We start from the raw sequence: 24,868 nt of genomic DNA, 5'->3' as shown, positions 1-24,868 counted from the left end.
CTCAGGGTGATTGACCGATCGTAGCGGCAGGACAGTAAAGGAGCGGTTACGAACCGCCCGCGCCGATGCGATAGCGATCCGTATCGATTACCAGAAATTCAAGACCTTGCACCGCGGCAAGCGCGGCCAGCTCGCGTGCGGCGGCGGGGTCGTCGGCCAGGATTTCGACCGCCCCGCCCTCTCGCAATGCCCGCGCGGCCCGCAGCGCCGGCCACGGACAGCGAAGGCCCCGCGCGTCCAGCGATCTCATGGATCGAACGGATTCTTCGGTGCGCGCAAGTGCAGGCGTACTGGCACCGCGCCGAAATCGAACTCCCGCCGCAATCCGTTGACCAGATAGCGACGATAGCTTTCGGGCAGCAGATCGACGCGCGTGCCAAACAGGACGAAGCTGGGCGGGCGGGTATTGTTCTGGGTGATGTAGCGCGGCTTGATGCGCTTGCCGCCGGGCGCGGGTGGCGGATTCGCCTCGATCGCGCGTTCGAACCAGCGGTTGAGGGAGCCGGTAGACACGCGGCGGCTCCAGGCCTCACGCGTCTCGAACGCGACCTTCAGCATGGTGTCCAGCCCCTTGCCCGTCACCGCCGACACAGTGAGCAGCGGCACGCCCTTTACCTGTGCCAGTCCGTCGTCAAGCGCCGCCTTGATCCCGTTGAACAGCGAGGATGCGTTTTCGGCCACGTCCCATTTGTTCAGGACGATGATGATCGCCCGCCCTTCCGAAATCACCTTGTCGGCGATTTTCAGGTCCTGTCCTTCCAGTCCCTTGGTCGCATCGAGCAGCAGGACGACGACTTCGGCAAAATCGACCGCACGCAACGCATCGGCGACCGACAGCTTTTCCAGCTTGTCCTGCACCTTGGCGCGCTTGCGCATCCCCGCCGTGTCGATCAGGCGCACGCGCCGCCCCTGCCATTCCCAGTCGACCGCAATCGAATCGCGGGTGATGCCCGCTTCCGGCCCGGTAATCAGGCGATCCTCGCCCAGCAGCCGGTTGACCAGCGTCGACTTGCCCGCATTGGGCCGCCCGACAATGGCAAGCTTCAGCGGTGCGTCGGGCGAATCGGGGTCCTCGATCTCCGCCTCCAGATCGGGGCGGTCGATAAAGGGGCGCAGCGCGTCGAACAGGTCGGCCATCCCCTCCCCATGTTCAGCGGACAGTGCGATGGGATCGTCAAAGCCCAACGCCATCGCTTCATAGATGCTCGATTCGGCCAGCCGCCCTTCGGCCTTGTTAGCGGCGAGGATCACTGGCAGGTCGGCAACGCGCAGCCATCGGGCCACTTCCTCGTCTAGGGGGGTCAGCCCCTGACGCGCATCGACCAAGAACAGCGCAACATCCGCCTCGCGCAACGCCGCCTCGGTCTGCTGGCGCATGCGCCCGGGCAGGGAGGCCGCATCCTCATCCTCGAACCCGGCCGTGTCGATCACCCGGAAATCGCAGCCGAGCAGCGTCGCGTCGCCCTCGCGCCGATCGCGCGTCACGCCCGGCTGGTCGTCCACCAGCGCCAGCCGCTTGCCGACCAGGCGGTTGAACAGCGTCGACTTGCCGACATTGGGGCGCCCGATAATGGCGACGGTGGGAAGCGGCATGACGGACTTTCGTGACAGGGCAAAACAGGAAACGGACTTAGCGGAACGGCGCCACAAACGACAATCCCGCCCCCGCCGGTCATGGCGGGAACGGGACCATCCTGTAACGCATCGAAAACTTAGCGATAGGCGCTCAATTCACCTTCGTCGCTGAGCGTGTAGAGCGTGTTGTTCGCAACGACGGGCGACAGGGTGAACGTCCCCTTCGTCTCGATCCGCGCGGACACGCTGCCGTCGGCGGGGTTGATCGCGGCGACCGTCCCTTCCGAACTCAGCGACCACAGCCGGTTTCCGGCGAGCACCGGACCGACCCAGCCCACCGCACCCTTCTTCTTCTTTTCGTTGCGCCAACGGCCCAGATTGCCGATCCAGCGGACACGGCCCGTGCTGCGCGCCATGGCCAGCACGCGCCCCTCGTTATCGACGACGAACAGCCACTCGCCCGCGATCCAAGGGGTGGAGATGCCGGCGATATTCTGTTCCCACAGCCGCTGTCCGCTGACGATCTCAAGGCTGACCATGCGGCCGCCCTGCCCGACCGCAAAGACGCGGCCCTGATCGATCACCGGCTCCGCATCAATATCGGCCAGCGCCGACACCGACGTCGACATGCTGGTGCGCGACAGGCTGTCGCCCCACAGCGTGCGGCCGTTTTCGTAACGATAGGCGTTGAGTTCGCCCGACGAATAGCCGGCCACCACGGTGCCCTGCGCTACGGCGGGCGCGGCAACGCCGAACACACCCTGCGTCTCAAGGCTGCCCGACTGGGTCCAGACGGTCTTGCCGTCATTCGCGCCAAGCGCGAACAGCTGGTTGTCCTGGCTGATGACGAACACGTTGCCCAGCGCAACGCCGGGCGCACCGCGCAGCGGCCCGCCGGGCTTGGCACGCCAGATCTCGCTGCCATCGGCCACGTTCAGCGCGACGACATCGCCCAAGCCGTTGGTGGCGTAAAGGCGGTCGCCCTCGACACTGACGCCGCCGCCGAAGCGCGCAGGCGCATTGCCGTCACCCTTTGCCGTCGGGACACGCCACACGGTTGAACCGGTAGCGGCGTCGATCGAATGGACCGCGCCGTCGACATCGACGACGTAAAGCCGCCCATTCGCCACCACAGGCGCCGCGCCCAACCGGACGCGGGTATTGCCGCCGGGGATGCGGACCGACCATGCGCGGGTCGGCTGATCGCCCAGCGCCAGATGCCCCATCGACTTGGACGCGCTGCCACCCGGCTGGGTCCAGGCGTCGTTAGCGACGGCGGGGGGCAGCAGCACCGGCTGTTCGGCCAGCGCCGGATCCACCTCGGTCCCGCTTTCGGCGACCAGGATCGGCACGCGATCACCCAGGACCGGCGTCTTCTTGTCGCCGCCCTTGAAGATGCCGCAACCACTCAGCGCGGTCAGCGCCAGCACGGCCATGGGCAGCGTCAGCTTGTTGTTCATTCGGCCTTCTTCTTTTCCTTAGCCGGTTCGGTCACGGCATCGACGCCAAGTAGACCGGCCATCTGAACCGCACGTTGACGGATGGTTTCAGGCACGGTTTCCGTGCCCGCGATTTCACCGAACAGCTGGCCCGCCTCGGCCCGCTTGTTCATGCGGATATAGGCCACGGCGACCATCTCGCCAGCGCTGCCAAACCACGCGCTGTCCTTCACGGCCAGCCCCTTGAGCCGGTCGACGACCTGCGCGGGTGGCAGCGTATCATATTCTGCAGCGGTCTGACGGACCAACGCCAGATCGCGATAAGGCTGCGGCAGAGACTTATCAGCGGCAATTTCGGCGAATTTGGCGGCCGCGCCCTTCAGGTTGTCGCCCTTGAGCAGGACGTCACCTTCCAGAAAGCGGGCCATGGCGCGATAACCCTCGCCATCGCTCTTGGCCAGCTCGGCCAGCTGCGTCTTGACCGCCGCGTCGCGACCGGCGCCCAGATCCTCCAGCGCCTTGGCATAGGCGACGCCCTGTTCGCCCGCCTGCATATTCTGCCGGTGCTGCCAGTAAAGCCAGCCGCCGAACGCGGCCAGCGCGACAACGATCAGCACGATGACGATGCGGCCATAGCGCGTCCAGAAGCCCATCAGCTGGTCGCGACGAAGCTCCTCGTCGACCTCGCGCATGAAGACTTCGTTATTCTGGGGGGTAAGCGCCAAGACAAGCTCCGTGGATATGCGGGCGCGGACCTTAGCCGCGACCGTGGCGAAACGAAATGGTGTCAGATCGAATAGAGCTGTTCGGCTCCGGGAAAGGCGCGTTCCCGCACCTCGCCCGCATAGCGTTCAACCGCGGCGGAAATGCGGCCAGCCATATCGTCATAACGCTTCACAAAGCGCGCGGTGCGGTCGAACATGCCCAGCATGTCTTCTGCCACCAGCACCTGACCATCGCACTGCGCCGACGCGCCGATGCCGATCACCGGAACGCCCACGCCCTGCGTGATGGCGATGGCCAGCGGCTCGACCACCCCCTCCACCACCAGTGAAAAGGCACCCGCATCAGCGATTGCGCGGGCGTCGGCCAGGATTTTGGCCTGCTCAGCCTCATCGCGGCCGCGTGCGCCGTATCCGCCGAGCGCGTTGACCGCCTGTGGCGTCAGGCCGACATGGCCGACGACCGGGATGCCGCGACGCGTCAGGAACGCCACGGTCTCCGCCATCGCTTCCCCGCCCTCCAGCTTCACGCCCGCCGCGCCGGTTTCAGCCATGATCCGCGCGGCACTGGCAAATGCCTGTTCTGGAGAGGCTTCATAGGTGCCGAACGGCATGTCAATGATGACCACCGAATGATAGCTGCCCCGCACCACCGCCGCTCCGTGGGCGATCATCATGTCGATGGTCACCGACAAGGTGGACGGCAGGCCATAGATCACCTGCCCCAGACTGTCGCCAACCAGGAGCATGTCGCAATGCGCGTCCATCAGCTGAGCCATGCGCGCAGTATATGCGGTCAGCATGACGATCGGCTCGCCGCCCTTGCGCTTCTGAATCGCAGGTACGGTCAGCCGACGCATCGGCTTGGGTGTGGGGTTGGCGCGACTGGTCGCGGTATCCAGGGTAAAGGTCGTGGACATGGGCCCGCGCTCTACGCCGCACGCGCGCCGGGGCCAAGCCCGATTACTGAAGCCACCCGCGCCGCCAGCCCCGCGTGGCCAGCCAAAGCTGAAAGATCGCGATAGCCAGAATCAGCAGGGGGAACGGCACGACCGTGGCCGCACCTTTCGCGGCGATCAGGTCGGTGGCGATGAAAACCCAGCCGAACTGGACGATCACCGCGGCGAGCGACAGCAGGAACAGGGGGCGCGCAATCCGGCGCCGCAGCCACAGCGCAACCGCGCCGAACAGGGCGGCCCAGGTCGCGACGCCATAAACCCAGATGAACCAGCCCGGCCGGCCAAGATAAAATTGCCGGTCGGATGCGTCCATCGCCGCCAACCGCGCCTCGTTCATCGACACGTCGCTGTAAAAGGCGAATATCCCGGCCAGACCCCACAGGACCAACAGGGCGACGACGATTCCGAACCAGCGCGGCGGCGCTTGACGGACATAGGCGGCCAACGGTGTTCCCCTTTGGATGGAAAGTCGCGTGATAACCGCGCCTTGCCCCCGCCGCAAACGCTGGCCGGGGTGTCAGCGCAACATTTCGTCCCACTTATCGCCCGAAAAGCCGACCAGCACGCCGCCGTCATACTCGACCACCGGTCGCTTGATAAGCGACGGGTGCGCGACCATCAGCGCGATGGCGCCGTCGGCATCGGCAACGGCACGATCGTCCTCCGGCAATTTGCGAAAGGTTGTGCCCGCGCGGTTGAGCAGCTTTTCCCAGCCCACAACCCCGGCCCATTGCTTCAGTCGGTCCGGGTCCGCGCCCTCGACCTTATAGTCGTGGAGCCGATACTCGATCCCCGCCGCGTCCAGCCAGGCGCGGGCCTTCTTCATCGTATCGCAATTTTTGATGCCGTAGATTTCGATCGCCATGCGCGGCTTGTCGGTCGCGGAACGCCACGGGTCAACAATCGACAGCGGTAAAACCGTTAACGAGAAATTTGCCATCTTGAGCGATCAACAACCCTAGATGGGACGCATCTTCATCTGGATGACCGCGATGGTCGTGGCGGTGGCGGGTCTGCTGTCTGTGATCGGACCGGCGCGTTCGACCGCTGGCGTGATCGGCACCCGCGTGCAGGTCTGCGTCGCGCCGGCCCGCGCCGGACAGGATTTCCGCGACCTGATCACTGGCCGGATCGCGCTGGATTGCGGTCGATCGCAGAGCAAATACGGGCCGGGCGACTTCTGGCGGTTTCCCTGCCCGTTAGCAAAGAGGCGGCGGACGGCGATCTGCGGCTCAGGATGGCGAACACCTGGCGGAAGGGAATGACCATCGGGGTCATCCACGCCGACGGTCATGTCGCATGGTTCGACGCCGATTCGCGCAGCCTGTCGCGTCACGTGCAGTTGGGTTCGATTTTGCAATTCGCCGTACCCGCCTACACCGCGCCCGTTACCCGGATCGTCTGGCGGATCGAGGGTGCGGCCAATCGGCGCGGCGTTCTGAACGGCGTGCATCTGTCCGATCAGCACGAAAGCGACCGGTCAAACCTGTGGATGGCGACCATCTACGCCGGGTTTGGCGGGCTGGCGCTGGCGCTGTTGATCTACAACTTCGCGCTGTGGGGGGCGCTGAAGTACGATTTCCAGCTCGCATACTGCCTTATGCTGTTCATGTTGCTGCTTTATGCGATGTCCAGTTCCGGTTTTCTGGCCTGGGCGGCGCCAGGCATCGACAATACCCACCGGATGCGCATCAACTATCTGACCCTGGCGGCGTCGGCTGCGATGGCGCTGTTGTTCGCCCGCACCTATTTCGAGCGCCGCGTGTTCGAGGGGCCACTGGGCCGCATCACCGATGGTCTGGCAGCCACTTTGCTGGCGATTGGCATCGGCATCGCCGTCCTGGCGCCGCGCTGGTTCATCATGCTCGACCTGATGTTTTCCATCGCCTGTGTCGCACTGATCGCGCTTATGCCGATCATCGTCTGGCGGGCTTGGGTCGAACGGAGTCGGTATCTTTGGATGTTCGCGCTGGCATGGACGGCGCCGATCGTCATGGCGTCGGCCCGGATCGCCCAGGCGTTCACCCTGCTGCCCTGGAACTTCTGGCTCGACAATTCGACGTTGGTGGCCATGACCGTGGAAGCGCTGCTGTCCAGCCTGGCCATCGCCTATCGCATCCGTCTGCTGTCGGCGGAGCGTGACCATGCGGTCGCGCAGGCGGCTGTTGACCGGTTGCTGGCGGAGACGGACCCGCTGACGGGACTGCTGAACCGCCGCGCCTTCCTGACCCGCGCCATCGGGCGGGCGGGGTGTCAGCAATTGCTGCTGCTCGACATTGACCACTTCAAGACGGTCAACGAAACGCTGGGCCATGACGGCGGCGACGAAGTGCTGCGCGTCGTCTCCCGCGTGCTGCGCCGCGCCGCTGGCGAAGGCGCATTGGTCGCGCGGTTGGGCGGTGAGGAGTTTGCCCTGGTCGCTGACGCTGACGCGCCCATCGACCCGGTACGCCTGCTGGCCGAACTGCGTGCGACGCGGATGCCGTTCGACATCACCGTGACCGCCAGCATCGGCGTCTGCACCGGCTTTCTGTCGAGCGACGTTCACTGGAAAAAACTGTATAAATGCGCCGACCTGGCGCTGTTCGACGCCAAGGCCAGCGGGCGCGACCGTGTCCATGTCGTCAACGGACTGGCAGTCGCGGCCTGAAGCGCGTAGAATGCGCCCCGGTCCACCTGCCCGACGATCGTTCCTACGGAGCCTGACGCCATGCACCGCCGTCGACTTGGCCTTTCCCTTGCGATTCTGGGCTTCATGGTGCTGGTCGCGATCAAACCGCCCGCGGGGGAACTGCGCTTGTCGCTGGATGCGCCGACGGACGGCAGCCCGCTGAAGGTGGAAGCCGGGCTGGATCTGGGCGTTTTCGCCCTGTCGTTTCTGATCCATCAGGCCGAGCGGCGCGCCCGCTGACGGTTGCATTGCGACACTGGTTGACGCGCACGTCAACCTGCTTACACTCGTGTAAATGAGAGAGGATAAATCGGTCTGGCGGGACCATTACCGCCACCCGGGCCAGTGGGATCGCGACTTTCCGCCGGCAACGATGGTCCAGGTTTTCGAGCAGTCCGCCGCCGCGCATGGCGCCCGGCCGCTGATCGATTTTCTTGGCCGCAAGTTCAGCTATGCCGAGACGCTGGATGGCGCCAATCGCGTCGCATGCGGACTGGCGAAGCTGGGTTACGGGCCGGGCGACCGGATCGGCCTGTTCCTGCCCAATGTGCCGCATTATCTGGCCGCCTATTACGGCATCCTCAAACTGGGCGCCACGGCGGTCAATTTCTCGCCTCTCTACACCGTCGATGAATTGGCGAATCAGGTCGCCGATTCGGGTACGCGGCTGTTGTTCACCCTGTCGGCCACTGCCCTGCTGCCCACGGCGCTTGACGTGCTTGAGAAGAGCGCCCTTGAACGGCTGGTGGTCGGGTCGGTCGCTGGCGCGCTACCGCCTGCCAAATCGGTGCTGTATCGCTGGTTCAAATCGCGTGAGATCGCACCGCGTCCCGACGATCCGCGGATCACAGCCTTTTCAGCGCTGATCGACAATCCGGGCGCGTGCGCGACGCCGACGCTAGACCCCGAACGCGATCTGGCGCTGATCCAATATACCGGCGGCACCACCGGAGTGCCAAAGGGCGCGATGCTCAGCCACCAGAATTTGTCGGCCAATGCGCGGCAGGTTGCGTTGCTGGACCCGGAACTGGGGCATGTCACCGACCGGATCCTGGGCGCGCTGCCCATGTTCCATGTGTTCGCCAATACCTGCGTCCTTAATCGCACGGTGGTGACCGGCGGCGAGATTGTGTTGCTGCCGCGTTTCGACGCGGGTCAGGTGCTGGCCGCGATCCAGCGCACGGGCGCCACCGCCCTTCCCGGCGTGCCCACCATGTACCGGGCGCTGCTGGATCACCCGGCGCTGGCCCGCACCGACCTGTCGTCGCTGCGCGTCTGCATTTCCGGCGGCGCGCCCCTGCCGGCCGAGTTGAAGGCCCGGTTCGAGGAAGCGACCGGCGCCACCCTGATCGAGGGTTATGGCCTTTCCGAAAGCTCCGGCGTGGTATCGGCGAACCCCTATGAGGCAGAGGGCAAATCAGGCACCATCGGCCAGCCCATTCCCGCCACCCGCGTCAAGCTGGTCGACAAGGAAGACCCCAGTCGTCCTGCCCCCGATGGCGAGCCGGGTGAGATCGTCGTCGCCGGGCCGCAGATCATGTGCGGTTACTGGCAACGGCCCGACGCCGATGCAGAGGTGTTCGTGACCGACGACGATGGCACGCGCTGGCTGCGCACCGGCGATGTCGGAGAGATCGACAGCGACGGTTTCATCCGCATCGTCGACCGCCTGAAGGACATGATCGCCGTCGGCGGGTTCAAGGTGTTCCCCAGCCAGGTCGAGGCGATCCTGTATCGCCACCCCGCCGTGCGGGAGGCGCTGGTGATCGGCATGGCTGACGCATATCGGGGCGAAGTGCCGCGCGCCTATGTCACGCTGGAGGCCGACAGCGATGCGACCGGCGAGTCGATCCGCGAATGGCTGAACCCGCAACTGGGCAAGCATGAGCGCGTCGATCAGGTCGTGGTGCGGCTGACCTTGCCCAAAACGATGATCGGAAAGCTCAGCCGAAAGGATCTGCTTCAGGAAGTGCTGGAAGAAAGTCAGCCCTGACGGATCAGCCGCGGAACAGCGCCACCACTGCATCGAACAGCGTGACGCCCGCCAGCGGCATCAACAGAAGCAGCAACAGGTTGAACGCGATAACCCAGGTGAAACGCGTGCGGGCGCGCTTGTCCAGTCGCGGCGGGGTCGGGCGCGGCGGCGGTTCCGGCTGGGGCGGCCAGTCGCCGTTGAAGTTGACGAACATCGCTTTCTCTCCGTCTTTCCTGCCCGCCTTGTCGCGGCCGCCCAATCGGGTCCAGCATCTATTCGGTCAGCATCACCGCCTTCAGATTCATGAACTCATGCAGGCCCCATGGCCCCAGTTCCCGGCCATGGCCCGACCGCTTGATCCCGCCAAAGGGCGCCTGCGGCACCGACGCCAACATCTGATTGACCGCCACCATGCCGCATTGCAGATCGCGGATCAGGCGGTCGCGCTCCTCCGCATCTTCGGTCCAGATCGAAGAACCCAGGCCGAACGGCACATCGTTTGCCAGTGCGACGGCAGCGTCGAGATCGGACGCGCGAAAAACCATCGCGACAGGGCCGAACATCTCTTCGCGGGCAATCTCGCTGTCGGGATCGACATCGCACAGGATGCCGGGCGTCAGATAGGCGCCCGGCAGATCGGGCTTCTGCGCACCGAACAATAGCTGTGCGCCCTGATCGCGTGCGCGGGCCACCTGCTCAACCACGGTATCGCGCTGCTCGAAGCTCGACAGCGGACCGATATCGGTGTCCGGTGCCATCGGGTCGCCCAGCGTCGCCGCTGCCATCGCTGCGGTGAACTTCTCCAGAAACGCGTCATACACGTCGCCATGCACGATCATGCGCTTTGCGCAGATGCAGGATTGGCCCGCATTCTGGATGCGCGCCTTGGCCGCGACCTGTGCCGCCTTGTCCAGATCGGCGCTGGGCATGACGATGAACGGGTCCGACCCGCCAAGCTCAAGCACCACCTTCTTCAACGCCCGTCCAGCCGCTTCGGCTACCTTCTGCCCCGCGCCCTCGCTGCCGGTCAGGGTGACGGCAGCGATTCGCTCGTCGGCGATCAGGGCATCCACCTTGCCTGACTTGATCGGCAGATTCTGGAACAGCCCCTCCGGCGCACCGGCGGCTTGCACCATCTCCTCGATCAGCGCGCCACAGCCCTGTGTGATCGACGCATGCTTCAACAAGCCGACATTCCCCGCCAGGATCGTCGGCGCGAGGAACCGGACCACCTGCCAATAGGGGAAGTTCCACGGCATGATCGCCAGTACGGGCCCAAGCGGTTGCCAGCGCGCAATGGCGCGGCCGCCGTCATAGACGACCTCCCGGTCCTCCAGAAAGGATGGCCCATCGCTGGCATAGAAGCGGAAACCCGCGATGCACTTCTCGACCTCTGCAACCGCCGATTTCAGCGTCTTGCCCATCTCCTCGGTCGCGGTACGGGCCAGCCGGTCCTTGTTCGCCTCGAACGCGTCGGCGATGCGGCCCAACAGGGCGGTGCGGGCATCGACCGGCTTCAGGCGCCATTCGGCAAAAGCCGCTGCCGCCCGGGCGATGCACGCCTCCAGCGCGTTATCGTCCAGCTCCTCGATCGGCGGACGCGGCTCTCCGGTGGCGGGATTGACGGTTTCGAACATGGAGACCCCTTCACGATGGCATTTCCGTGAAAACCAACCGGGCGCCCATTGGCTCCGCTCCCCCATTGCAAGCGGCCCCCAACCTGCCGCATAGCGGGGACATGGTAGAGGAAACGGGCATCGCCGAGCTTTCGTTCGAGGAAGCGCTTAAGGAACTCGAACGCATTGTCGGTCGGCTCGAAAGCGGCGACGCGTCGCTTCAGGAAGCGATCGACCTTTACGAACGTGGCGACCAGTTGAAGCGGCAATGCGCCGCGCGCCTCGATGCGGCACAGGCGCGGATCGAAGCGATCCGTACCGATGGCGAAGGCCGCGTCGCGGGCACGGCCCCATTCGCTGGCTGATGGGAATGACTATCGCCAGCCCCAGCCTCGCGCTTCAGAATGCGATGCGCGAGATCATGGCCGAAATGGATCGGCAGTTCGACGCGCTGCTGCCCATTCCCGACGATGCCCGCGGCAATCTGTACCGCGCCATGCGCCATGCCGCGATCGGCGGGGGCAAGCGGCTGCGCCCGCTGCTGGTATTCGCCACCGCCCGGCTGTTCGGCGTCGATCGTCAGGCCGCTGCGCGCGTGGCCACTGCGATTGAGTGCATCCATGTCTACAGCCTGGTCCATGACGACCTGCCGGCGATGGACAATGACGATATGCGCCGGGGCAAACCCACGGTGCACAAGGTATTCGACGAAGCGACCGCGATCCTGGCGGGCGATTGCCTGCACGCGCTGGCGTTCGAAGTGCTGGCGGACGAGCGGACGCACCCCGACCCCTTCGTCCGGTCCGAACTGATCCAATGCCTGGCCCATGCATCGGGTCCGGCGGGGATGGCCGGCGGCCAGATGATGGACCTTGAGGCCGAACGCGCCAGCTTCGACCTGCCCACCGTCACCCGGCTTCAGGCGATGAAGACCGGCGCGCTGATCGCCTGTTCGGTGGAGGCTGGCGCGATTCTGGGCCGCGTCGTGCCAGAGGGGCGCACCGGACTTAAGGGCTATGCCCGCGACATCGGCCTTGCCTTCCAGATTGCCGACGACCTGCTCGATGTGGAGGGGGACGAGAACAAGGTGGGCAAGGCGCTGCGCAAGGACGGCACGGCGGGCAAGGAAACCTTCGTCTCGCTGCTGGGCGTCGACCGCGCGCGTGAACAGGCGCGAATGCTGGTCGATCAGGCGATTGCCCATCTGCACAATTATGGCGCGGAAGCGGACCTGCTGCGCGACCTGGCCCGCTTCACGCTTGAACGCGATCGCTGAGAGTTTTCGCCACATGACCACGCGCACCGCCGTTTATCCCGGCACCTTCGATCCGGTGACGCTGGGTCACATGGATATCATCAGCCGCGCGGCGCGCATCGTCGACCGGCTGGTCATCGGCGTCACCACCAACCCGTCCAAATCGCCGATGTTCACGCTGGACGAACGCATGGAGATGGTCCGGCGCGAAGTCGTCGGGATCGAGGGCGAGATCCATGTCGTCGCGTTCGATTCGCTGCTGATGGACTTTGCCGAGCGTGAGGGGGCGGAAATGATCGTCCGCGGCCTGCGCGCGGTGGCCGATTTCGAATATGAATATCAGATGGCCGGCATGAACCAGCAGCTGAACGACCGCATCGAAACGGTCTTTCTGATGGCCGACGTGTCGCTGCAACCCATTGCCAGCCGACTGGTCAAGGAAATCGCGCTTTATGGCGGTGACATCAGCCGTTTCGTCGGCCCCGCCGTCGCCGCCGACGTGACCGCCCGCGTCGCGATGATCGGTCGCAAGGGCAGCTGATCTCCTCACCCATTTCCAGCGGGTGCGTTCTGGTCTAGACCCCCGCCCGACTGACCGGCTTCGGGGTATCCATGCGTTTTCTTCTCTCGCTTCTCGCTCTTGTCGGCATGGGGTTGGCATCGCCCGCCTCGGCTCAGCTCATCGAAAGCCCGGTCGCCGGACGCAAGACGCCGCCGCCGACGACCGACAAGGAAAATCTGTGGCTGCTCGACCTGTCGACCGGCGGGCGCGTGACGATCTGGTTGCGTCCCGACGTCGCACCCAAGATGGTCGAGCGGATCAAGACGCTGACCCGCCAGAAATTCTATGACGGCATCGTCTTCCACCGTGTGATCGAAGGGTTCATGGCCCAGTCGGGCGATCCCAAGGGCGACGGCAGCGGCGGATCGGACCTGCCCGACCTGCCCGCCGAGTTCAGCTATCTGCCGCACGTGCGCGGTGCCGTATCTGCCGCGCGTCAGGGTGCGCCGGAAGGCGCGACGCCCGAACAGCGAAAGGCGGCAGAGGACAGCGCGAACAGCCAGTTTTTCATCATGTTCACCCCGCGCCTGAGCCTCGACAAGGATTACAGCGTGTTCGGACGTGTGATCGGCGGCATGGAATATGTCGATTCGATCCCGCGCGGTGAGCCGCCGGCGAACCCCGCGCGCATTGTCCATGCCTGGATCGCATCGGACAACCCGCCCGCCTACCAGCCGCCCGCCCCCGCCGCCGCGCTGCCGGAGGGTGAGGAGGAAGTGACGCTGCCGGGCACGAAGTAAGCGCACGTGCAGGTCGACCTATTCGATTTCGAACTGCCGCCCGAACGCATCGCGCTGCGCCCCGCGTCTCCGCGCGATGCCGCGCGGATGCTGCTGCTTGACGCGGCGGAAACACGCGACGCCATCGTCAGCGAACTGCCCACGTGCCTGCGACCCGGCGACTGCCTGGTGTTCAACGACACGCGGGTCATTCCGGCCCAGCTTGAAGGGACACGGGGGGATGCCCGGATCGGCGCCACCCTGCACAAGCGCGAAGGGCCGCGCCGCTGGCGCGCCTTTATCCGCAACGCGAAGCGGCTGCGCGAAGGGGATGCCATTGATTTCGGCAGCGGCGTAACCGCGACCGCCAGCGACCGCGCTGCCGACGGCAGCTTCGCCTTGAACTTCGCGGGCGACGAGCCGGTCGAGCTGTTGCTGGAGCGTGCGGGCCGGATGCCGCTGCCGCCCTATATCGCCGCCAAGCGCCCGACCGACGAACGCGACGCCGACGATTATCAGACGATGTTCGCACGGGAAGCCGGCGCCGTCGCCGCGCCGACGGCTGCGCTGCATTTCACGCCTGGCCTGCTCGCCGCGCTGGAGGCTGCCGGGATCGGCCATGCCACGCTGACGCTGCATGTCGGCGCGGGCACCTTCCTGCCGGTCAAGGCCGACGACACCGCCGACCATGCGATGCACGCCGAATGGGGCCGCATCGACGCCGCTACCGCCGACCGCCTGAACGCCGTGCGCGCAGGCGGCGGGCGGGTCATCGCGGTGGGCACGACCAGCCTGCGCCTGATCGAAAGCGCGGCGGGTGAGGACAAAGTGATCCGGCCGTTTGAGGGCGATACCGCGATCTTTATCACGCCGGGCTATCGCTTTCGCGGGATCGACGGGCTGATGACCAACTTCCACCTGCCGCGATCCACGCTGTTCATGCTGGTATCGGCGCTGATGGGGCTGGAGCGGATGCAGGCGGCCTATGCCCATGCGATTGCCGACGGCTATCGCTTCTACAGTTATGGCGACGCGTCGCTACTGCTGCCCTGAACCCATCGACCGGACATGAAAAAGGGCGCGGCAGGGTTTCCCGCCGCGCCCTTTTTGTCTGGCCGTCCGGCCGCGCCGATTATTCGGCGGCGGCGGTTTCGGTGCGACGCGGATCGCGGCGTTCGGCGATACGAGCCGACTTGCCGGTGCGGCCGCGCAGATAATAGAGCTTCGCACGACGCACGACGCCGCGGCGAACGACTTCGATCGAATCGATGTTCGGCGAATAGAGCGGGAAGACGCGCTCGACGCCCTCACCGAACGACATCTTGCGAACGGTGAAGTTCGAACCCATGCCCTTGTTCGAACGCGCGATGCACACGCCTTCGTAGTTCTGAACACGGCGGCGTTCGCCTTCGACCACGTTCACGCCGACCTTCAGCGTGTCGCCCGGACGGAAGTCGGGGATGTTCTTGTTCGCCAGGAACTTGGCGATCTGTTCGGCCTCGATCTGCTGGATCAGGTTCATGTCTGTTCGTCCCAGTCTTTTCGCTGCGCGCCAGAGGGAGAACCGACCCGAACGCCACTGTGACGCTCCCAAAGGTCCGGCCTCCTTAGCCGTGTATCGGTTTCGGCCATGTGCTTTCGCCAGGCCGCGATCCTCGCATGATCCCCCGATCGCAGCACTTCGGGGATCGTGCGCCCTTCCCATTCGACGGGTCGGGTATATTGCGGATATTCGAGGATGCCGCTTTCGAAGCTTTCCTCGTCTCCACTCGAAGCCGCGCCCATTACGCCGGGAATCAGCCGAACGCAAGCATCCAGCGTGACCAGCGCCCCCATCTCGCCCCCCGACAGGACATAGTCGCCGATCGAAACCGGCTCGATCGAGCGGCCTTCGAACAGACGTTCGTCGAACCCCTCGAACCGGCCGCACAGGATCGACACGCCCGGCCCCGCCGCGAGTTCGCGCACCCGCGCCTGCGTGAGCGGCGCGCCGCGCGGCGTCATCGCCAGCATCGGGCGATCATAGCCGACATGATCGCATGCCGCCGCCAGCACATCGGCGCGCAGCACCATGCCCGCCCCGCCACCCGCAGGCGTATCGTCGACCGAACGGTGCCGGTCGGTTGCGAAATCGCGGATCTGGACCGTCTCCAGCGACCAGCGCTCCTCGCGCAGCCCCCTGCCGGCCAGCGAAAGGCCGAGCGGGCCGGGAAACATTTCCGGGTAAAGCGTTAGGACGGTTGCGGCGAACATGGCATCTCCATGCGTCGGGGCGTGCGCGAAAGGCAAGGACATGGACGATTGCATCATCATCGGCGCCGGACCCGCAGGGTTGACGGCGGCCATCTATCTGGCGCGCTATCACCTGTCGGTGCGGCTGTTCGATTGCGGGTCCAGCCGCGCGGCGCTGATCCCGCGCACGCATAATCATGCGGGCTATCCCGGCGGCATCACCGGCCCCGACCTGCTGGCGCGGATGCGCGAGCAGGCGGCATCGTTCGGCGTGGTCAGCGAAATGTGTCGCGTCACCGCGCTTGAGCCGGGCGAGGACGCGTTTCGCGTGGCATGCGACGACCGTGAATGGCGTGCGCGCACCGTTTTGCTGGCAACCGGCGTGGTCAATCACCGGCCAAAGGGCATGGCCGAAACGCTGCATGACGAGGCGCTGGCTCACGGCATGCTGCGCTATTGCCCGATTTGCGACGGATATGAAGTGACAGACAAGCGCGTGGGCGTAATCGGCACGGGCGACCACGGGATGCGGGAGGCTTTGTTCCTGCGAAGCTATACCGCCGACGTCACGCTGATCGCGCCCGAACGGCACGAACTGGACGCCGAATGCGAAGCCGCGCTGGACAAGGCCGGCGTTGCGCGGGTCGAGGGGCCGTGCGGAGACTATGCCATAGCCGGTCACCGGCTGAGCGTGACGACGGCGCAAGGGCCGATGACGTTCGACAGCGTGTACCCTGCACTCGGCTCCACCATCCGCTCCGACCTTGCCATCGCGGCGGGCGCTGATGCCAAGGATGGCGGGTGCCTGATCGTTGACGATCATATGCAAACCAGCGTCCCCGGCCTGTTCGCCGCCGGGGACGTGGTGCTGGGGCTGGACCAGATCTCCAACGCCATGGGTCAGGCGGGTGTGGCGTCAACGACGATCCGCAACCACCTGAATGAACAGACGCCGCTTCGGCGCTAGAACCACGCGCGCACCCCGGCAACGAAGGACAGGCCGCCGGTATCCTCCCGCGCCGCCCGCGTCAGTCGGGCGGTGCGGCCAAGCCGGCGCTCCCATGACAGGCCGACATAGGGTGCGAACTCGCGGGCAATCTCATAACGCAAGCGCAGCCCGGCTTCCGCATCGGTGACGCCCGCGCCCAAACCCGTTTCGGGCACGTCCTGCGCCGACAGGTTCAGCTCGGCACGCGGTTGCAGGACCCATCAGTTGGTCAGGCGCTGGTCGTAATAGGCCTCGCCGCGCGCGAACAATTCACCCTTGTCGGACAGGAACAGCGTGCCCTCGACATCGAACCAATAGGGCGCCAGCGCCTCCACGCCGATGCTGGCATAGCTGCGGCGCACGCCTGCCCCCAGATCCTGGCGCACGCCAAGTTGCAGATTGGCATAGGCATCCAGCGCGCGAATAGAGGAGTTGCGCCTCTGCATGGCCCAGCGGACCGCCGAAATCGCCCTCCCCCTCGCTTTTCAGCACGACGCGGTGGATGTCGGCGCCGAACCTTGCCGCCCCTTCCCAGCGATAGCCCTCTTTGCCGTCGCGCACCTGCACTTCGGCCAGGTCGACCATGACCTGGTTGAACGCCATCCCGCCATGTTCGCGCCGCAGGGCAGCGGCGGCGTTCGCCATAAAGCTGACGCCGGGCACGCCGTCCATCTGGAACGGCAGGATCAGCCCGTGCCAATGAACCGACCTTTCCTCATCGAGCCGGTTGTCGACTTGGATGCGGACACTGTCCTTCCTTCAGCCGGATCAGCGGCCTGGGCACATGGCCGTTGGTGCCGATGTCATGGCTGCTGCGCCCGTCGACGCGGCGCATGAGGTGATCGACGGTCAGGGTGATCTCGTTGCCCGAGAATTCGGGCGGCGCCGCCCCCTCGGAAACGGGGCTGGTCCAGCCGGGCCAATGGGCGGTCAGCGCCAGCAGCATCAGCGCGACAGATCGGACTGAACCGGCAAAGGGGCGAATGGTTGACGCCATCGCCCGTCAATTTAGGGCCCGGTGATGCGACCCGCGACCGGCGCAGCCAGCGCCTCGATCGCAACTGCCTCTGCCATGCGGCGGAACCCGGCAGGGGACGTGTGCAGCCCGTCGCCCACGTCATAACGCTTGTCCAGCCGGTCGGGCCGCGCCGGATCGGCGGTCGCGCGGTCCATGTCGATCACGCTGTCAAAGCGCCCCGGCGTCCGTATCCATGCGTTGATCGCCCGGCGCGTCGCCTCCACTTCCGGAGTGGCGTGATAATAGTCGCTGGCGCCGAAGGGCATGATCGTCGCGCCATGGATGCGAATGCCGTGCGCATGGGCACGCTCGATCATCTGCGAAAAGGCTGCGGTCAGCCGATGAAGCATCGCCCGATGATCCGCCGGGGTCGCGCCTTCAGTGCGGGAAAGCCCGCCCAGATCGTTGACGCCTTCCAGCACGATCAGGTCGGTGACGCGCGGCAGCGCCAGCACGTCGCGGTCCAGCCGCGCCATCGCACTCGGCCCCAGCCCATCGACCAGGATATTGTTGCCGCCAATGCCCTGGTTCAGCACCGACATGCCGCGCGTACGCGGGTCGCCCTGCAGCCGCCGCGCCAGCGCGTCGGTCCAGCGATCATTGCCGTTGGTTGTCGAACCGCGCCCGTCGGTGATCGAGTCGCCCAGCACGACGACCGCGCCGCGCGCGGGACATGCCTCCACCTCAATGCCCGACAACAAAAACCAGTGTTCGGTGGCCTGCGCGTCGGTCAGCGTGGTCGCGGCGGTGGCGTCGCCCTTCGCCAGCCACGACGTCGCACGCGAACCGGGGTGGGAGGTCTGCTCCCCCGGCTCCCCCGCGACATGCAGTGTTACCGCCACATCGTCGAAAGCCGCAAGCGGCATTGGGACGGGGTCGGACAGCCAGTCGGCGCCCGCCGGCACCCGTGTGCCCGGCTCGCCCGCAAAGCGCAGCGGCATCAGGCTGGCCGCCTTGACCGCGTGACCATCATTACGGACCGGACGCGCAATGGAGGCGCCGCGCACGTCCAGCGGCTTGGTGCCGAAAGCGTTGGAAATGCGAACGCGCACGCGCTGGCCGCCGGTCGAAACCCGCGCGACCTGCCGCAAACTGGCATCGTCCAGCGCGCCCGGTGCCAACCGATTATCGCCGCCCGGCACCATCTGTGCCGATGCCCATGCCGGTTGCCACGCACAGCTTTGCGCCCATGCGCCGCCCGGTATCAGTGCCAGCGCCGCCGCCAGTCCGATCATCCGCATCATCAACCCCGTTGAACCGAAAAAAAGGCCGGCCCCGCAAGGGACCGGCCGATAGATGGCTCCTTGCGGACAAGGAGCACAGGGAAGACCGGTCAGAAGTTGGCGCGGATACCGGCCAGGACCTGACGACCCGGGAAGAACACGTTGTAGGTCGCGTTGTCATAGCCAAAGGTCGTGCGGATCGGCTCGTTCGTGATGTTCAGCACGTCGAGCGTCAGGCGGAAGGCATTGTCCATGAACGGCAGGGTATAGCCCGCCGACAGGTCCATCTGCCCACGCGCATCGGCGCGCAGCGGTACGGGGATGTTGTTCTGCGGACCATTGGCCGCAATCACGCCGTCCTGCCAGACATAGTTCAGGCTGATCGAAGCACCGCCGCTCTCAAAGAAACCCTGAAGGTTGTACTGGAATTCCGGCACGCCCGGCGCGACCAGGCCGCTGTCCGAGCTTTGCGTGATGTACGTGCCGTTGGCCGAGAAGCCCAGACCGTCGACCAGGAAGTCGAGCGGCTGAACCCAGGTACCTTCGACGCCGCGGATACGCAGGCTCTGCAGATTGACCGGGCGGTTGACGGTGATCGCCACCTGCTCGACCGCAACACCCGCCGCGCGGGCGCGGTCAGTCAGGGCATTGGCCTGCGTCGCCTGAAGCGAGGCGAACGGGATGTTCAGATCGCCGAAGGGCGTCTGCTGCTGCTGCGTGACAGTGAAGCCTTCGATGCTCTTCTGGAACAGCGCCACGCCAACGTAACCGATGCCGCCGGTGTAGAACTCACCGCCGAAATCAAGATTGTCGGAGATATAGGGCGCCAGGTTCGGGTTACCGGCATTGGCGATCTGGGCCGCGGGATCGGAGAAAGTGATGCCCGGCAGGATCTGCCCCGCTTCCGGACGGGTCAGGCCCTTCGACGCGGCAAAACGCAGCTTCAGATTGTCCATCACGTCATAGGAGACGTTGAACGATGGCAGCACTTCTTCGTAATCGCTGTTCGCTTCGATATCGACGATCGTGTTGCCGACCTGGCTCGGCCCCAGCACGCGCTGGTCGGTCCAGACATAGCGGAAACCGGCATTGGCGTTGATCGGACGACCGAACAACTCGCCCTGCCCGTTCACCTCGACATAGCCGCCATAGACGGTTTCATACACGTCGCCGGTCGAGCCGCCCGTCACCGAACCGCGGGTTTCGGGCGCGGTGTCACGGAACTGCTCATAATTGGTCGCGGCGTTCAGCGCATCGATGTTCGGGATGATGAAGCTCGTAAAGCCGAACGGGCTGGATGCCAGATGGCCGAAATTGTCGAAGCCCTGACGACCCAAATATTGCGGGATTGCCGAGGTCGGCACCGTGCCGGTCAGACCGGCGCAATTGGTGCCGCACACTGATTGCTGGAACGCATTGGTGTTGTCATAGGCGCGCACGCGGCGCTCGGCCTCGTCATACGCAGCACCGAACTTCACGTTCAGCGCGTCGTCACCCCAGGTGAAGTCGAGATGCGCGCCGCGCGTTTCGGTGTTGCGGCGCACGTTCTGCACGTTGACGCGGTACCACTGCCAGCCAAGGTTCGGATCGCCCAGATCGACGTTCGGCGTGATCAGCGGCTGGGTGCCGCCGCCGGTGTTGTCATATTCGACCACCACGCCCGAATTCGGCGCCGTCTGGAACGCATAGGTCGGCTGTTCGCGGAAGAAGCTGCTCTTGCCGTAATTGCCCGACAACTGGATCGTCAGAGTCTCGCTGGGCTTCCAGGTCGCGCTCGGGTTGACGTTCCAGAACTCGGTATCCTGACGGAACAGGCTGTTTTCCGAGAAGAACGACGCGTTGGCGAACGTGCCGCTGGTCACGACGTTGTTTTCGTCGACACTGATGTCGAACGGCACCATGCCCCCGGTCGACTGCGGCGTCGTGCCGGGGCCGGAGTTGCGGACCTGCCAGTTCATGTTGGAACGCAGATAGTCGCGCTTCGACTTGGCATAGATGCCGTCGAGGTTGAACTGCAGCGCGTCCGACGGATAGAATTCGATCGCACCCACGGCAGAGATACGCTCACGCGTACCCGAGGTGTAAACCGGGCGGCCCAGGCGCGGGATCAGCGCCTTGGAAATCTGGGACAGCGACAGGCCCGACGTCTGGGTGATGTCATAGGGCTGACCCGCGACCAGGCCACGACCGACATTGGCGGGCACCAGATTGGCATAGCTGAAGCCGTTGCCTTCCGGCGGCGACACGTTGCAGCCCTCGCCGCACGCCAGATTGCCGTCCGAGAAACCGAGCGTATCATAACCATCGACGCGCGTCGGCTGGCTGACGCCCGCGACGCCGATCAGGATACCCAGCTTGTCGCCAAAGGTGTGGCTGCCGACGATCGCGCCGCGCGGGCCGACCTTGCCGTTGGTTTCGGTCCAGTTGCCCTGCGCCACGACGGTCAGGTGCGTGCCGGGCTTGTCGAATGCACGTGCATTGCGAAGGTTGACGGTGCCCGCGATGCCGCCTTCCAGCATCGACGCGGTGGACGACTTCGACACGTCCAGACGCGTGAACAGCTCCGACGGGAAGAAGTCGAGGTCGACTTCGCGGTTGCCGCCGCCGCTGCCCTGCGTGCCGCCGTCCGATGCGACCGCGAACTGGGCGCCGTTCAGCAGCACCTTGGAGAAACTGGGGCCAAGGCCGCGGATCGACACCTGCGTACCTTCGCCCGTGATGTCACGGTTCAGGCGGACGCCGGGAATACGGTTCAGCGTTTCGGCCAGGTTGGTGGCGGGCAGCTTGCCGATATCTTCGGCGAAGATCGAGTCGCCGAATGCCACCGAATTGCGCTTGGCGTTGGTCGAGCTTTGAAGCGAGGCACGCACGCCGGTCACGACGATTTCGTCCTGCATCACCGGCTCTTCACCAGCGACTACCGCTTCGGTCGACGGCGTCTGTGCCGGGGGTGTCGCGGTCTGGCCATGCGCCGGGAATGCCACCATGGCAGGCAGGATCGCAGCCGACAGCAAGGCTGCGCGACGGACTTTAACGAATGACAACATACTATCCCCTCCTGGAGCAATGCCGGTCGACGCCGACTTCCGGGTGCAAGCGCTGGTAACGCTATCAGTCGAGCCGGTAAGGCCAAACCAAGTGGGTGTCAATTCTTCGGCCTGACCAACGCGGTCACAGCTATCAATTGATACCAGCTGTTGCGGGCGCGCCACGAAGCGCGGGAGTAATTGCCATTCGGCAGAGCGGGTCCTATCGCATCAACAACGGGAGAGTTGGATGCGCGCAACAAGGCGGGGACAAGGCGGCGTCACGGTACAGGATGTCGCACGCGAAGCGGGCGTCTCCGCGATGACGGTCTCACGCGTCGTGAACGGCGGACATAACGTGCGCGAAAGCACGCGTCTGGCCGTGATGGAGGCGATCAATCGCCTACAATACAAGCCCAATCCGGCAGCGCGTTCGCTTGCCGTCGGAGAGGCGACGCAGATCGGGCTGCTCTATGCCAACCCGTCCACCGCTTACCTTAGCCAGTTCCTGATCGGCGCGCTGGCGGCCGCGCGGCGGGCGGGCTGCCATCTCGTTCTGGAACCGTGCGAGGGCGAAAGCGCGGAAGAGCAGGCTGAGGCCACCCGCCAGTTCGCCGCGACCGAGGTTCAGGGCGTCATCCTGCCCCCACCCCTTTCCGAATCCGCACCCGTGCGCGCCGAACTGGAAGCGGCGAACATCCTTTCGGTATCGGTCGCGATGGGCAAGCGAGAGGCCGGCAGCCTGAACGTCCGCATCGACGATTTCGAAGCGGCTGCGGCGATGACGCGCCACCTGATCGAAATGGGGCACCGCGACATCGGCTTTATCCGAGGGCATCCGAACCAGGTGGCCAGTCATGAACGCTATCGCGGCTTCATGCACGCCGTCGAAAAGGCCGGGATTGATGCTGACCGGGTTCGGGTTGAACAGGGTTATTTCACCTACCTGTCTGGCCTGACCGCTGCCGAGCGGTTGCTGCAGGGTCGCCAGCGCCCGACCGCGATCTTCGCGTCGAACGACGACATGGCCGCCGCCGCGGTTGGCGTCGCCCATCGACAGGGTCTGCATGTCCCGCGCGACGTCAGCATCGTCGGGTTCGATGACGTCGCGCTTGCAACCAACATCTGGCCCGAACTGACCACGGTACGCCAGCCCATCGCATATATGGCCGAAACGGCGGTCGACATGCTGCTGGCCCGGTTGCGCCGCCGTGGCGCCGCCGATTGCCCGGACGCAGAAGAACTTGTCCTGCCGCACGAACTGGTCGTACGGGAATCAAGTGCCACGCCGCCGGGCGAGTCTGCATCGGCGGGGGCGCCCGTGCGTCCTGGCACGGCACGCCTTACCGCACGCTGACCCCTTGCCAATCAACTGGGCAGCGGAATAGGTTATCGCTAACAATCCAGAACGGGACGCTCCGTCCCGCGCTTGAGGGAGACGGGAATGCAAGGGGCTTCCAGCCGCGCCAACATGGGGTTCATCGGCGCGATCGTTGCGGTCGCGACGATCGGCGGTTTCATGTTCGGCTATGACAGCGGCGTCATTAACGGAACGCAGGACGGACTGGAGGCGGCGTTCGACCTCTCCGAACTGGGCACGGGCTTCAATGTCGGCGCGATCCTGATCGGCTGTGCGGCGGGCGCCTTCTCGGCGGGCCGGCTGGCCGACGTCGTGGGTCGGCGTAAGGTGATGATGCTTTCGGCCGCGCTTTTCCTTGTCAGCGCGTTGCTGGCGGGCATTGCCGGCAGTTCGGCAGTGTTCATCATTGCACGTCTGATCGGCGGCCTGGGCGTCGGCGCGGCATCGGTGCTGTCGCCCGCTTACATTTCCGAAGTCACGCCTGCCGCGATTCGCGGTCGTCTGGCATCGGTTCAGCAGATCATGATCATCACTGGCCTGACCGGCGCGTTCGTCGCCAACTGGGCGCTCGCGGGCGTCGCGGGCGGCTCGACCGCGCCCTTCTGGTACGGGTTCGAGGCGTGGCGCTGGATGTTCTGGATGCAGGCGATCCCGGCGCTGGTCTATTTCCTTGCGCTGCTGACCATCCCGGAAAGCCCCCGCTATCTGGTGACCAAGGGCCGCCATGCGGAGGCGGAAGCGGTGCTGATCAAGCTGCTGGGCGAGGATGAGGGCCGCCGTAAGGTCGCCGAAATCCGCGAATCGCTGTCGCAGGATCACCGTCCGCGCTTCTCCGACCTGCGCGACAAGGTGTCGGGCCGCATCCGTCCCATCGTCTGGGTCGGTGTCGGCATCGCCATCTTCCAGCAGCTCGTCGGTATCAACGTCGTCTTCTATTATGGCGCGGTGCTGTGGCAGTCGGTCGGTTTTTCGGAAGCGGACTCGCTGCTGATCAACATCCTGTCGGGCGTATTGTCGGTCCTGGCCTGCCTCGTCACCGTGGCGCTGGTCGACAAGGTCGGACGCAAGCCGCTGCTGCTGGTCGGTTCGGCGGGCATGACGGTGACGCTGGCGACCGTCGCCTTCGCTTTCTCGCACTCGATCGAGGGTGTGGACGGCGCGGTGTCGCTGCCGGGCAACTGGGGCGTGATCGCCCTGATCGCGGCCAACCTGTACGTGATCTTCTTCAACGTCAGCTGGGGCCCGGTCATGTGGGTCATGCTGGGTGAGATGTTCCCCAACCAGATCCGTGGTTCGGCACTGGCCTTTGCCGGGCTTGCTCAGTGGACTGCCAACTTTGCCATTTCGGTCAGCTTCCCCTGGGCGGCGGCGAATGTCGGGCTGGTCGCGACCTACGGCTTCTACGCCGTCAGCGCGTTCGTTTCCTACTTCTTCGTTGCGAAGATGGTGAAAGAGACGCGCGGCCGCGAGCTGGAAGCAATGGAGGGCTGAAGCGACGAGGGCCGCTCCCTGACGGGGCGGCCCCGGC

Annotated in this window: 26 protein-coding genes and 1 pseudogene; 12 read left to right on the top strand and 15 right to left on the bottom strand. The window is 65.4% G+C overall.

Features of this window, described 5'->3' with window-relative positions; all coding sequences use genetic code 11:
• Positions 1 to 46: 46 nt before the first annotated feature.
• The 7 genes from ACAX61_RS16325 to ACAX61_RS16295 all read right to left on the bottom strand — a co-directional run bounded on the left by ACAX61_RS16325 (position 47) and on the right by ACAX61_RS16295 (position 5,560).
• Complete coding sequence (locus ACAX61_RS16325) at positions 47 to 250, bottom strand: sulfurtransferase TusA family protein (protein WP_370715793.1); 204 nt, start codon at positions 248 to 250, stop codon at positions 47 to 49.
• Positions 247 to 1,593, bottom strand: coding sequence for a ribosome biogenesis GTPase Der (gene der / locus ACAX61_RS16320; RefSeq protein WP_370715792.1), 1,347 nt, complete (start codon positions 1,591 to 1,593; stop codon positions 247 to 249). Before der ends, ACAX61_RS16325 begins: the two co-directional genes overlap by 4 nt.
• A gap of 119 nt (positions 1,594 to 1,712) precedes the next feature.
• Positions 1,713 to 3,035: a BamB-related PQQ repeat family beta-propellar protein gene (locus tag ACAX61_RS16315; protein WP_370715791.1), complete on the bottom strand. Its 1,323-nt coding sequence runs from the start codon at positions 3,033 to 3,035 to the stop codon at positions 1,713 to 1,715.
• The gene (locus ACAX61_RS16310) at positions 3,032 to 3,739 is read right to left on the bottom strand and encodes a tetratricopeptide repeat protein (protein ID WP_370715790.1); all 708 of its coding nucleotides are present in this window, start codon (positions 3,737 to 3,739) and stop codon (positions 3,032 to 3,034) included. Before ACAX61_RS16310 ends, ACAX61_RS16315 begins: the two co-directional genes overlap by 4 nt.
• A 62-nt stretch (positions 3,740 to 3,801) precedes the next feature.
• On the bottom strand, positions 3,802 to 4,656 hold the full coding sequence (gene panB / locus ACAX61_RS16305; protein WP_370715789.1) for a 3-methyl-2-oxobutanoate hydroxymethyltransferase: 855 nt from the start codon (positions 4,654 to 4,656) through the stop codon (positions 3,802 to 3,804).
• 43 nt (positions 4,657 to 4,699) lie between these two features.
• A complete protein-coding gene (locus ACAX61_RS16300) occupies positions 4,700 to 5,140 on the bottom strand; it encodes a hypothetical protein (protein WP_370715788.1) in 441 nt (146 codons plus the stop codon).
• A gap of 72 nt (positions 5,141 to 5,212) precedes the next feature.
• Positions 5,213 to 5,560 (bottom strand): ArsC family reductase, encoded by a 348-nt coding sequence (locus ACAX61_RS16295; protein ID WP_370715787.1) that lies wholly within the window; start codon positions 5,558 to 5,560, stop codon positions 5,213 to 5,215.
• Positions 5,561 to 5,657: 97 nt separating this feature from the next.
• Between ACAX61_RS16295 and ACAX61_RS16290 the strand changes: the two genes are divergently transcribed.
• Genes ACAX61_RS16290 through ACAX61_RS16275 form a run of 4 tightly spaced genes read left to right on the top strand, consistent with a single transcriptional unit; the run spans position 5,658 to position 9,359 of the window.
• Positions 5,658 to 5,960, top strand: a complete 303-nt coding sequence (locus ACAX61_RS16290) for a hypothetical protein (RefSeq protein WP_370715786.1) — start codon at positions 5,658 to 5,660, stop codon at positions 5,958 to 5,960.
• Positions 5,957 to 7,345 carry a GGDEF domain-containing protein gene (locus ACAX61_RS16285; RefSeq protein WP_370715785.1) on the top strand — a complete coding sequence of 463 codons (1,389 nt, stop codon included), beginning with the start codon at positions 5,957 to 5,959 and terminating at the stop codon, positions 7,343 to 7,345. The genes ACAX61_RS16290 and ACAX61_RS16285 overlap by 4 nt, the downstream gene beginning before the upstream one ends.
• A gap of 60 nt (positions 7,346 to 7,405) precedes the next feature.
• Positions 7,406 to 7,606, top strand: a complete 201-nt coding sequence (locus ACAX61_RS16280) for a hypothetical protein (protein ID WP_370715784.1) — start codon at positions 7,406 to 7,408, stop codon at positions 7,604 to 7,606.
• A gap of 55 nt (positions 7,607 to 7,661) precedes the next feature.
• Positions 7,662 to 9,359 carry a long-chain-fatty-acid--CoA ligase gene (locus ACAX61_RS16275; protein WP_370715783.1) on the top strand — a complete coding sequence of 566 codons (1,698 nt, stop codon included), beginning with the start codon at positions 7,662 to 7,664 and terminating at the stop codon, positions 9,357 to 9,359.
• Positions 9,360 to 9,363: 4 nt separating this feature from the next.
• Here the strand turns inward: ACAX61_RS16275 and ACAX61_RS16270 are convergent, their stop codons facing one another.
• Both ACAX61_RS16270 and ACAX61_RS16265 read right to left on the bottom strand, forming a co-directional pair.
• On the bottom strand, positions 9,364 to 9,555 hold the full coding sequence (locus ACAX61_RS16270) for a hypothetical protein (RefSeq protein WP_370715782.1): 192 nt from the start codon (positions 9,553 to 9,555) through the stop codon (positions 9,364 to 9,366).
• A gap of 58 nt (positions 9,556 to 9,613) precedes the next feature.
• Complete coding sequence (locus tag ACAX61_RS16265; RefSeq protein WP_370715781.1) at positions 9,614 to 10,978, bottom strand: NAD-dependent succinate-semialdehyde dehydrogenase; 1,365 nt, start codon at positions 10,976 to 10,978, stop codon at positions 9,614 to 9,616.
• A gap of 101 nt (positions 10,979 to 11,079) precedes the next feature.
• Here ACAX61_RS16265 and ACAX61_RS16260 point away from each other — a divergent pair, with 101 nt between their 5' ends.
• The 5 genes from ACAX61_RS16260 (at position 11,080) to queA (ending at position 14,546) form a co-directional block, all read left to right on the top strand.
• Complete coding sequence (locus ACAX61_RS16260) at positions 11,080 to 11,322, top strand: exodeoxyribonuclease VII small subunit (protein ID WP_370715780.1); 243 nt, start codon at positions 11,080 to 11,082, stop codon at positions 11,320 to 11,322.
• A 5-nt stretch (positions 11,323 to 11,327) separates the two neighbouring features.
• The gene (locus ACAX61_RS16255; protein WP_370715845.1) at positions 11,328 to 12,233 is read left to right on the top strand and encodes a polyprenyl synthetase family protein; all 906 of its coding nucleotides are present in this window, start codon (positions 11,328 to 11,330) and stop codon (positions 12,231 to 12,233) included.
• A 13-nt stretch (positions 12,234 to 12,246) separates the two neighbouring features.
• Complete coding sequence (coaD, locus tag ACAX61_RS16250) at positions 12,247 to 12,753, top strand: pantetheine-phosphate adenylyltransferase (RefSeq protein ID WP_370715779.1); 507 nt, start codon at positions 12,247 to 12,249, stop codon at positions 12,751 to 12,753.
• Between the two features lie 71 nt (positions 12,754 to 12,824).
• Positions 12,825 to 13,514 (top strand): peptidylprolyl isomerase, encoded by a 690-nt coding sequence (locus ACAX61_RS16245; protein ID WP_370715778.1) that lies wholly within the window; start codon positions 12,825 to 12,827, stop codon positions 13,512 to 13,514.
• Positions 13,515 to 13,520: 6 nt separating this feature from the next.
• Positions 13,521 to 14,546 (top strand): tRNA preQ1(34) S-adenosylmethionine ribosyltransferase-isomerase QueA, encoded by a 1,026-nt coding sequence (gene queA, locus ACAX61_RS16240; protein ID WP_370715777.1) that lies wholly within the window; start codon positions 13,521 to 13,523, stop codon positions 14,544 to 14,546.
• A 79-nt stretch (positions 14,547 to 14,625) separates the two neighbouring features.
• Here the strand turns inward: queA and rplS are convergent, their stop codons facing one another.
• On the bottom strand, positions 14,626 to 15,015 hold the full coding sequence (gene rplS, locus ACAX61_RS16235) for a 50S ribosomal protein L19 (protein ID WP_325284273.1): 390 nt from the start codon (positions 15,013 to 15,015) through the stop codon (positions 14,626 to 14,628).
• On the bottom strand, positions 15,012 to 15,746 hold the full coding sequence (trmD, locus tag ACAX61_RS16230; RefSeq protein ID WP_370715776.1) for a tRNA (guanosine(37)-N1)-methyltransferase TrmD: 735 nt from the start codon (positions 15,744 to 15,746) through the stop codon (positions 15,012 to 15,014). Before trmD ends, rplS begins: the two co-directional genes overlap by 4 nt.
• A gap of 40 nt (positions 15,747 to 15,786) precedes the next feature.
• Between trmD and ACAX61_RS16225 the strand changes: the two genes are divergently transcribed.
• Complete coding sequence (locus ACAX61_RS16225; RefSeq protein WP_370715775.1) at positions 15,787 to 16,692, top strand: NAD(P)/FAD-dependent oxidoreductase; 906 nt, start codon at positions 15,787 to 15,789, stop codon at positions 16,690 to 16,692.
• On the opposite strand, the pseudogene ACAX61_RS16220 reads toward ACAX61_RS16225, so the two are convergent.
• The 4 genes and pseudogenes from ACAX61_RS16220 to ACAX61_RS16205 all read right to left on the bottom strand — a co-directional run bounded on the left by ACAX61_RS16220 (position 16,689) and on the right by ACAX61_RS16205 (position 22,001).
• Positions 16,689 to 17,454 (bottom strand): annotated as a pseudogene (locus ACAX61_RS16220) (copper resistance protein B). The gene ACAX61_RS16225 and the pseudogene ACAX61_RS16220 overlap by 4 nt on opposite strands.
• Positions 17,429 to 17,659: a cupredoxin domain-containing protein gene (locus ACAX61_RS16215; protein ID WP_370715774.1), complete on the bottom strand. Its 231-nt coding sequence runs from the start codon at positions 17,657 to 17,659 to the stop codon at positions 17,429 to 17,431. Before ACAX61_RS16215 ends, ACAX61_RS16220 begins: the two are co-directional and overlap by 26 nt.
• Positions 17,660 to 17,721: 62 nt before the next feature.
• Entirely contained in the window at positions 17,722 to 18,975 is a 1,254-nt protein-coding gene (locus ACAX61_RS16210) for an SGNH/GDSL hydrolase family protein (RefSeq protein ID WP_370715773.1), read from the bottom strand.
• An 89-nt stretch (positions 18,976 to 19,064) separates the two neighbouring features.
• On the bottom strand, positions 19,065 to 22,001 hold the full coding sequence (locus tag ACAX61_RS16205) for a TonB-dependent receptor (RefSeq protein WP_370715772.1): 2,937 nt from the start codon (positions 21,999 to 22,001) through the stop codon (positions 19,065 to 19,067).
• Between the two features lie 229 nt (positions 22,002 to 22,230).
• Between ACAX61_RS16205 and ACAX61_RS16200 the strand changes: the two genes are divergently transcribed.
• Positions 22,231 to 23,337, top strand: a complete 1,107-nt coding sequence (locus ACAX61_RS16200; RefSeq protein ID WP_370715771.1) for a LacI family DNA-binding transcriptional regulator — start codon at positions 22,231 to 22,233, stop codon at positions 23,335 to 23,337.
• A gap of 87 nt (positions 23,338 to 23,424) precedes the next feature.
• Complete coding sequence (locus ACAX61_RS16195; RefSeq protein WP_370715770.1) at positions 23,425 to 24,831, top strand: sugar porter family MFS transporter; 1,407 nt, start codon at positions 23,425 to 23,427, stop codon at positions 24,829 to 24,831.
• The last annotated feature ends 37 nt before the right edge of the window (positions 24,832 to 24,868 follow it).

It is taken from the genome of Sphingomonas sp. IW22 (assembly GCF_041321155.1).
Classification (GTDB): domain Bacteria; phylum Pseudomonadota; class Alphaproteobacteria; order Sphingomonadales; family Sphingomonadaceae; genus Sphingomonas.
This window is presented reverse-complemented; position numbering and strand designations above follow the sequence as displayed.

Bases quoted from the DNA above. Each gene is read 5' to 3' on its own strand.
- ACAX61_RS16325 (WP_370715793.1), bottom strand. From the start codon at position 250: ATGAGATCGCTGGACGCGCGGGGCCTTCGCTGTCCGTGGCCGGCGCTG.
- der (WP_370715792.1), bottom strand. From the start codon at position 1,593: ATGCCGCTTCCCACCGTCGCCATTATCGGGCGCCCCAATGTCGGCAAG.
- coaD (WP_370715779.1), top strand. From the start codon at position 12,247: ATGACCACGCGCACCGCCGTTTATCCCGGCACCTTCGATCCGGTGACG.
- panB (WP_370715789.1), bottom strand. From the start codon at position 4,656: ATGTCCACGACCTTTACCCTGGATACCGCGACCAGTCGCGCCAACCCC.
- ACAX61_RS16255 (WP_370715845.1), top strand. From the start codon at position 11,328: ATGACTATCGCCAGCCCCAGCCTCGCGCTTCAGAATGCGATGCGCGAG.
- ACAX61_RS16315 (WP_370715791.1), bottom strand. From the start codon at position 3,035: ATGAACAACAAGCTGACGCTGCCCATGGCCGTGCTGGCGCTGACCGCG.
- ACAX61_RS16205 (WP_370715772.1), bottom strand. From the start codon at position 22,001: ATGTTGTCATTCGTTAAAGTCCGTCGCGCAGCCTTGCTGTCGGCTGCG.
- ACAX61_RS16245 (WP_370715778.1), top strand. From the start codon at position 12,825: ATGCGTTTTCTTCTCTCGCTTCTCGCTCTTGTCGGCATGGGGTTGGCA.
- ACAX61_RS16275 (WP_370715783.1), top strand. From the start codon at position 7,662: ATGAGAGAGGATAAATCGGTCTGGCGGGACCATTACCGCCACCCGGGC.
- ACAX61_RS16290 (WP_370715786.1), top strand. From the start codon at position 5,658: ATGGGACGCATCTTCATCTGGATGACCGCGATGGTCGTGGCGGTGGCG.
- rplS (WP_325284273.1), bottom strand. From the start codon at position 15,015: ATGAACCTGATCCAGCAGATCGAGGCCGAACAGATCGCCAAGTTCCTG.
- ACAX61_RS16195 (WP_370715770.1), top strand. From the start codon at position 23,425: ATGCAAGGGGCTTCCAGCCGCGCCAACATGGGGTTCATCGGCGCGATC.
- ACAX61_RS16270 (WP_370715782.1), bottom strand. From the start codon at position 9,555: ATGTTCGTCAACTTCAACGGCGACTGGCCGCCCCAGCCGGAACCGCCG.
- ACAX61_RS16225 (WP_370715775.1), top strand. From the start codon at position 15,787: ATGGACGATTGCATCATCATCGGCGCCGGACCCGCAGGGTTGACGGCG.
- ACAX61_RS16280 (WP_370715784.1), top strand. From the start codon at position 7,406: ATGCACCGCCGTCGACTTGGCCTTTCCCTTGCGATTCTGGGCTTCATG.
- ACAX61_RS16285 (WP_370715785.1), top strand. From the start codon at position 5,957: ATGACCATCGGGGTCATCCACGCCGACGGTCATGTCGCATGGTTCGAC.
- ACAX61_RS16210 (WP_370715773.1), bottom strand. From the start codon at position 18,975: ATGATGCGGATGATCGGACTGGCGGCGGCGCTGGCACTGATACCGGGC.
- ACAX61_RS16295 (WP_370715787.1), bottom strand. From the start codon at position 5,560: ATGGCGATCGAAATCTACGGCATCAAAAATTGCGATACGATGAAGAAG.
- ACAX61_RS16265 (WP_370715781.1), bottom strand. From the start codon at position 10,978: ATGTTCGAAACCGTCAATCCCGCCACCGGAGAGCCGCGTCCGCCGATC.
- ACAX61_RS16200 (WP_370715771.1), top strand. From the start codon at position 22,231: ATGCGCGCAACAAGGCGGGGACAAGGCGGCGTCACGGTACAGGATGTC.
- trmD (WP_370715776.1), bottom strand. From the start codon at position 15,746: ATGTTCGCCGCAACCGTCCTAACGCTTTACCCGGAAATGTTTCCCGGC.
- ACAX61_RS16260 (WP_370715780.1), top strand. From the start codon at position 11,080: ATGGTAGAGGAAACGGGCATCGCCGAGCTTTCGTTCGAGGAAGCGCTT.
- ACAX61_RS16215 (WP_370715774.1), bottom strand. From the start codon at position 17,659: ATGCTGCTGGCGCTGACCGCCCATTGGCCCGGCTGGACCAGCCCCGTT.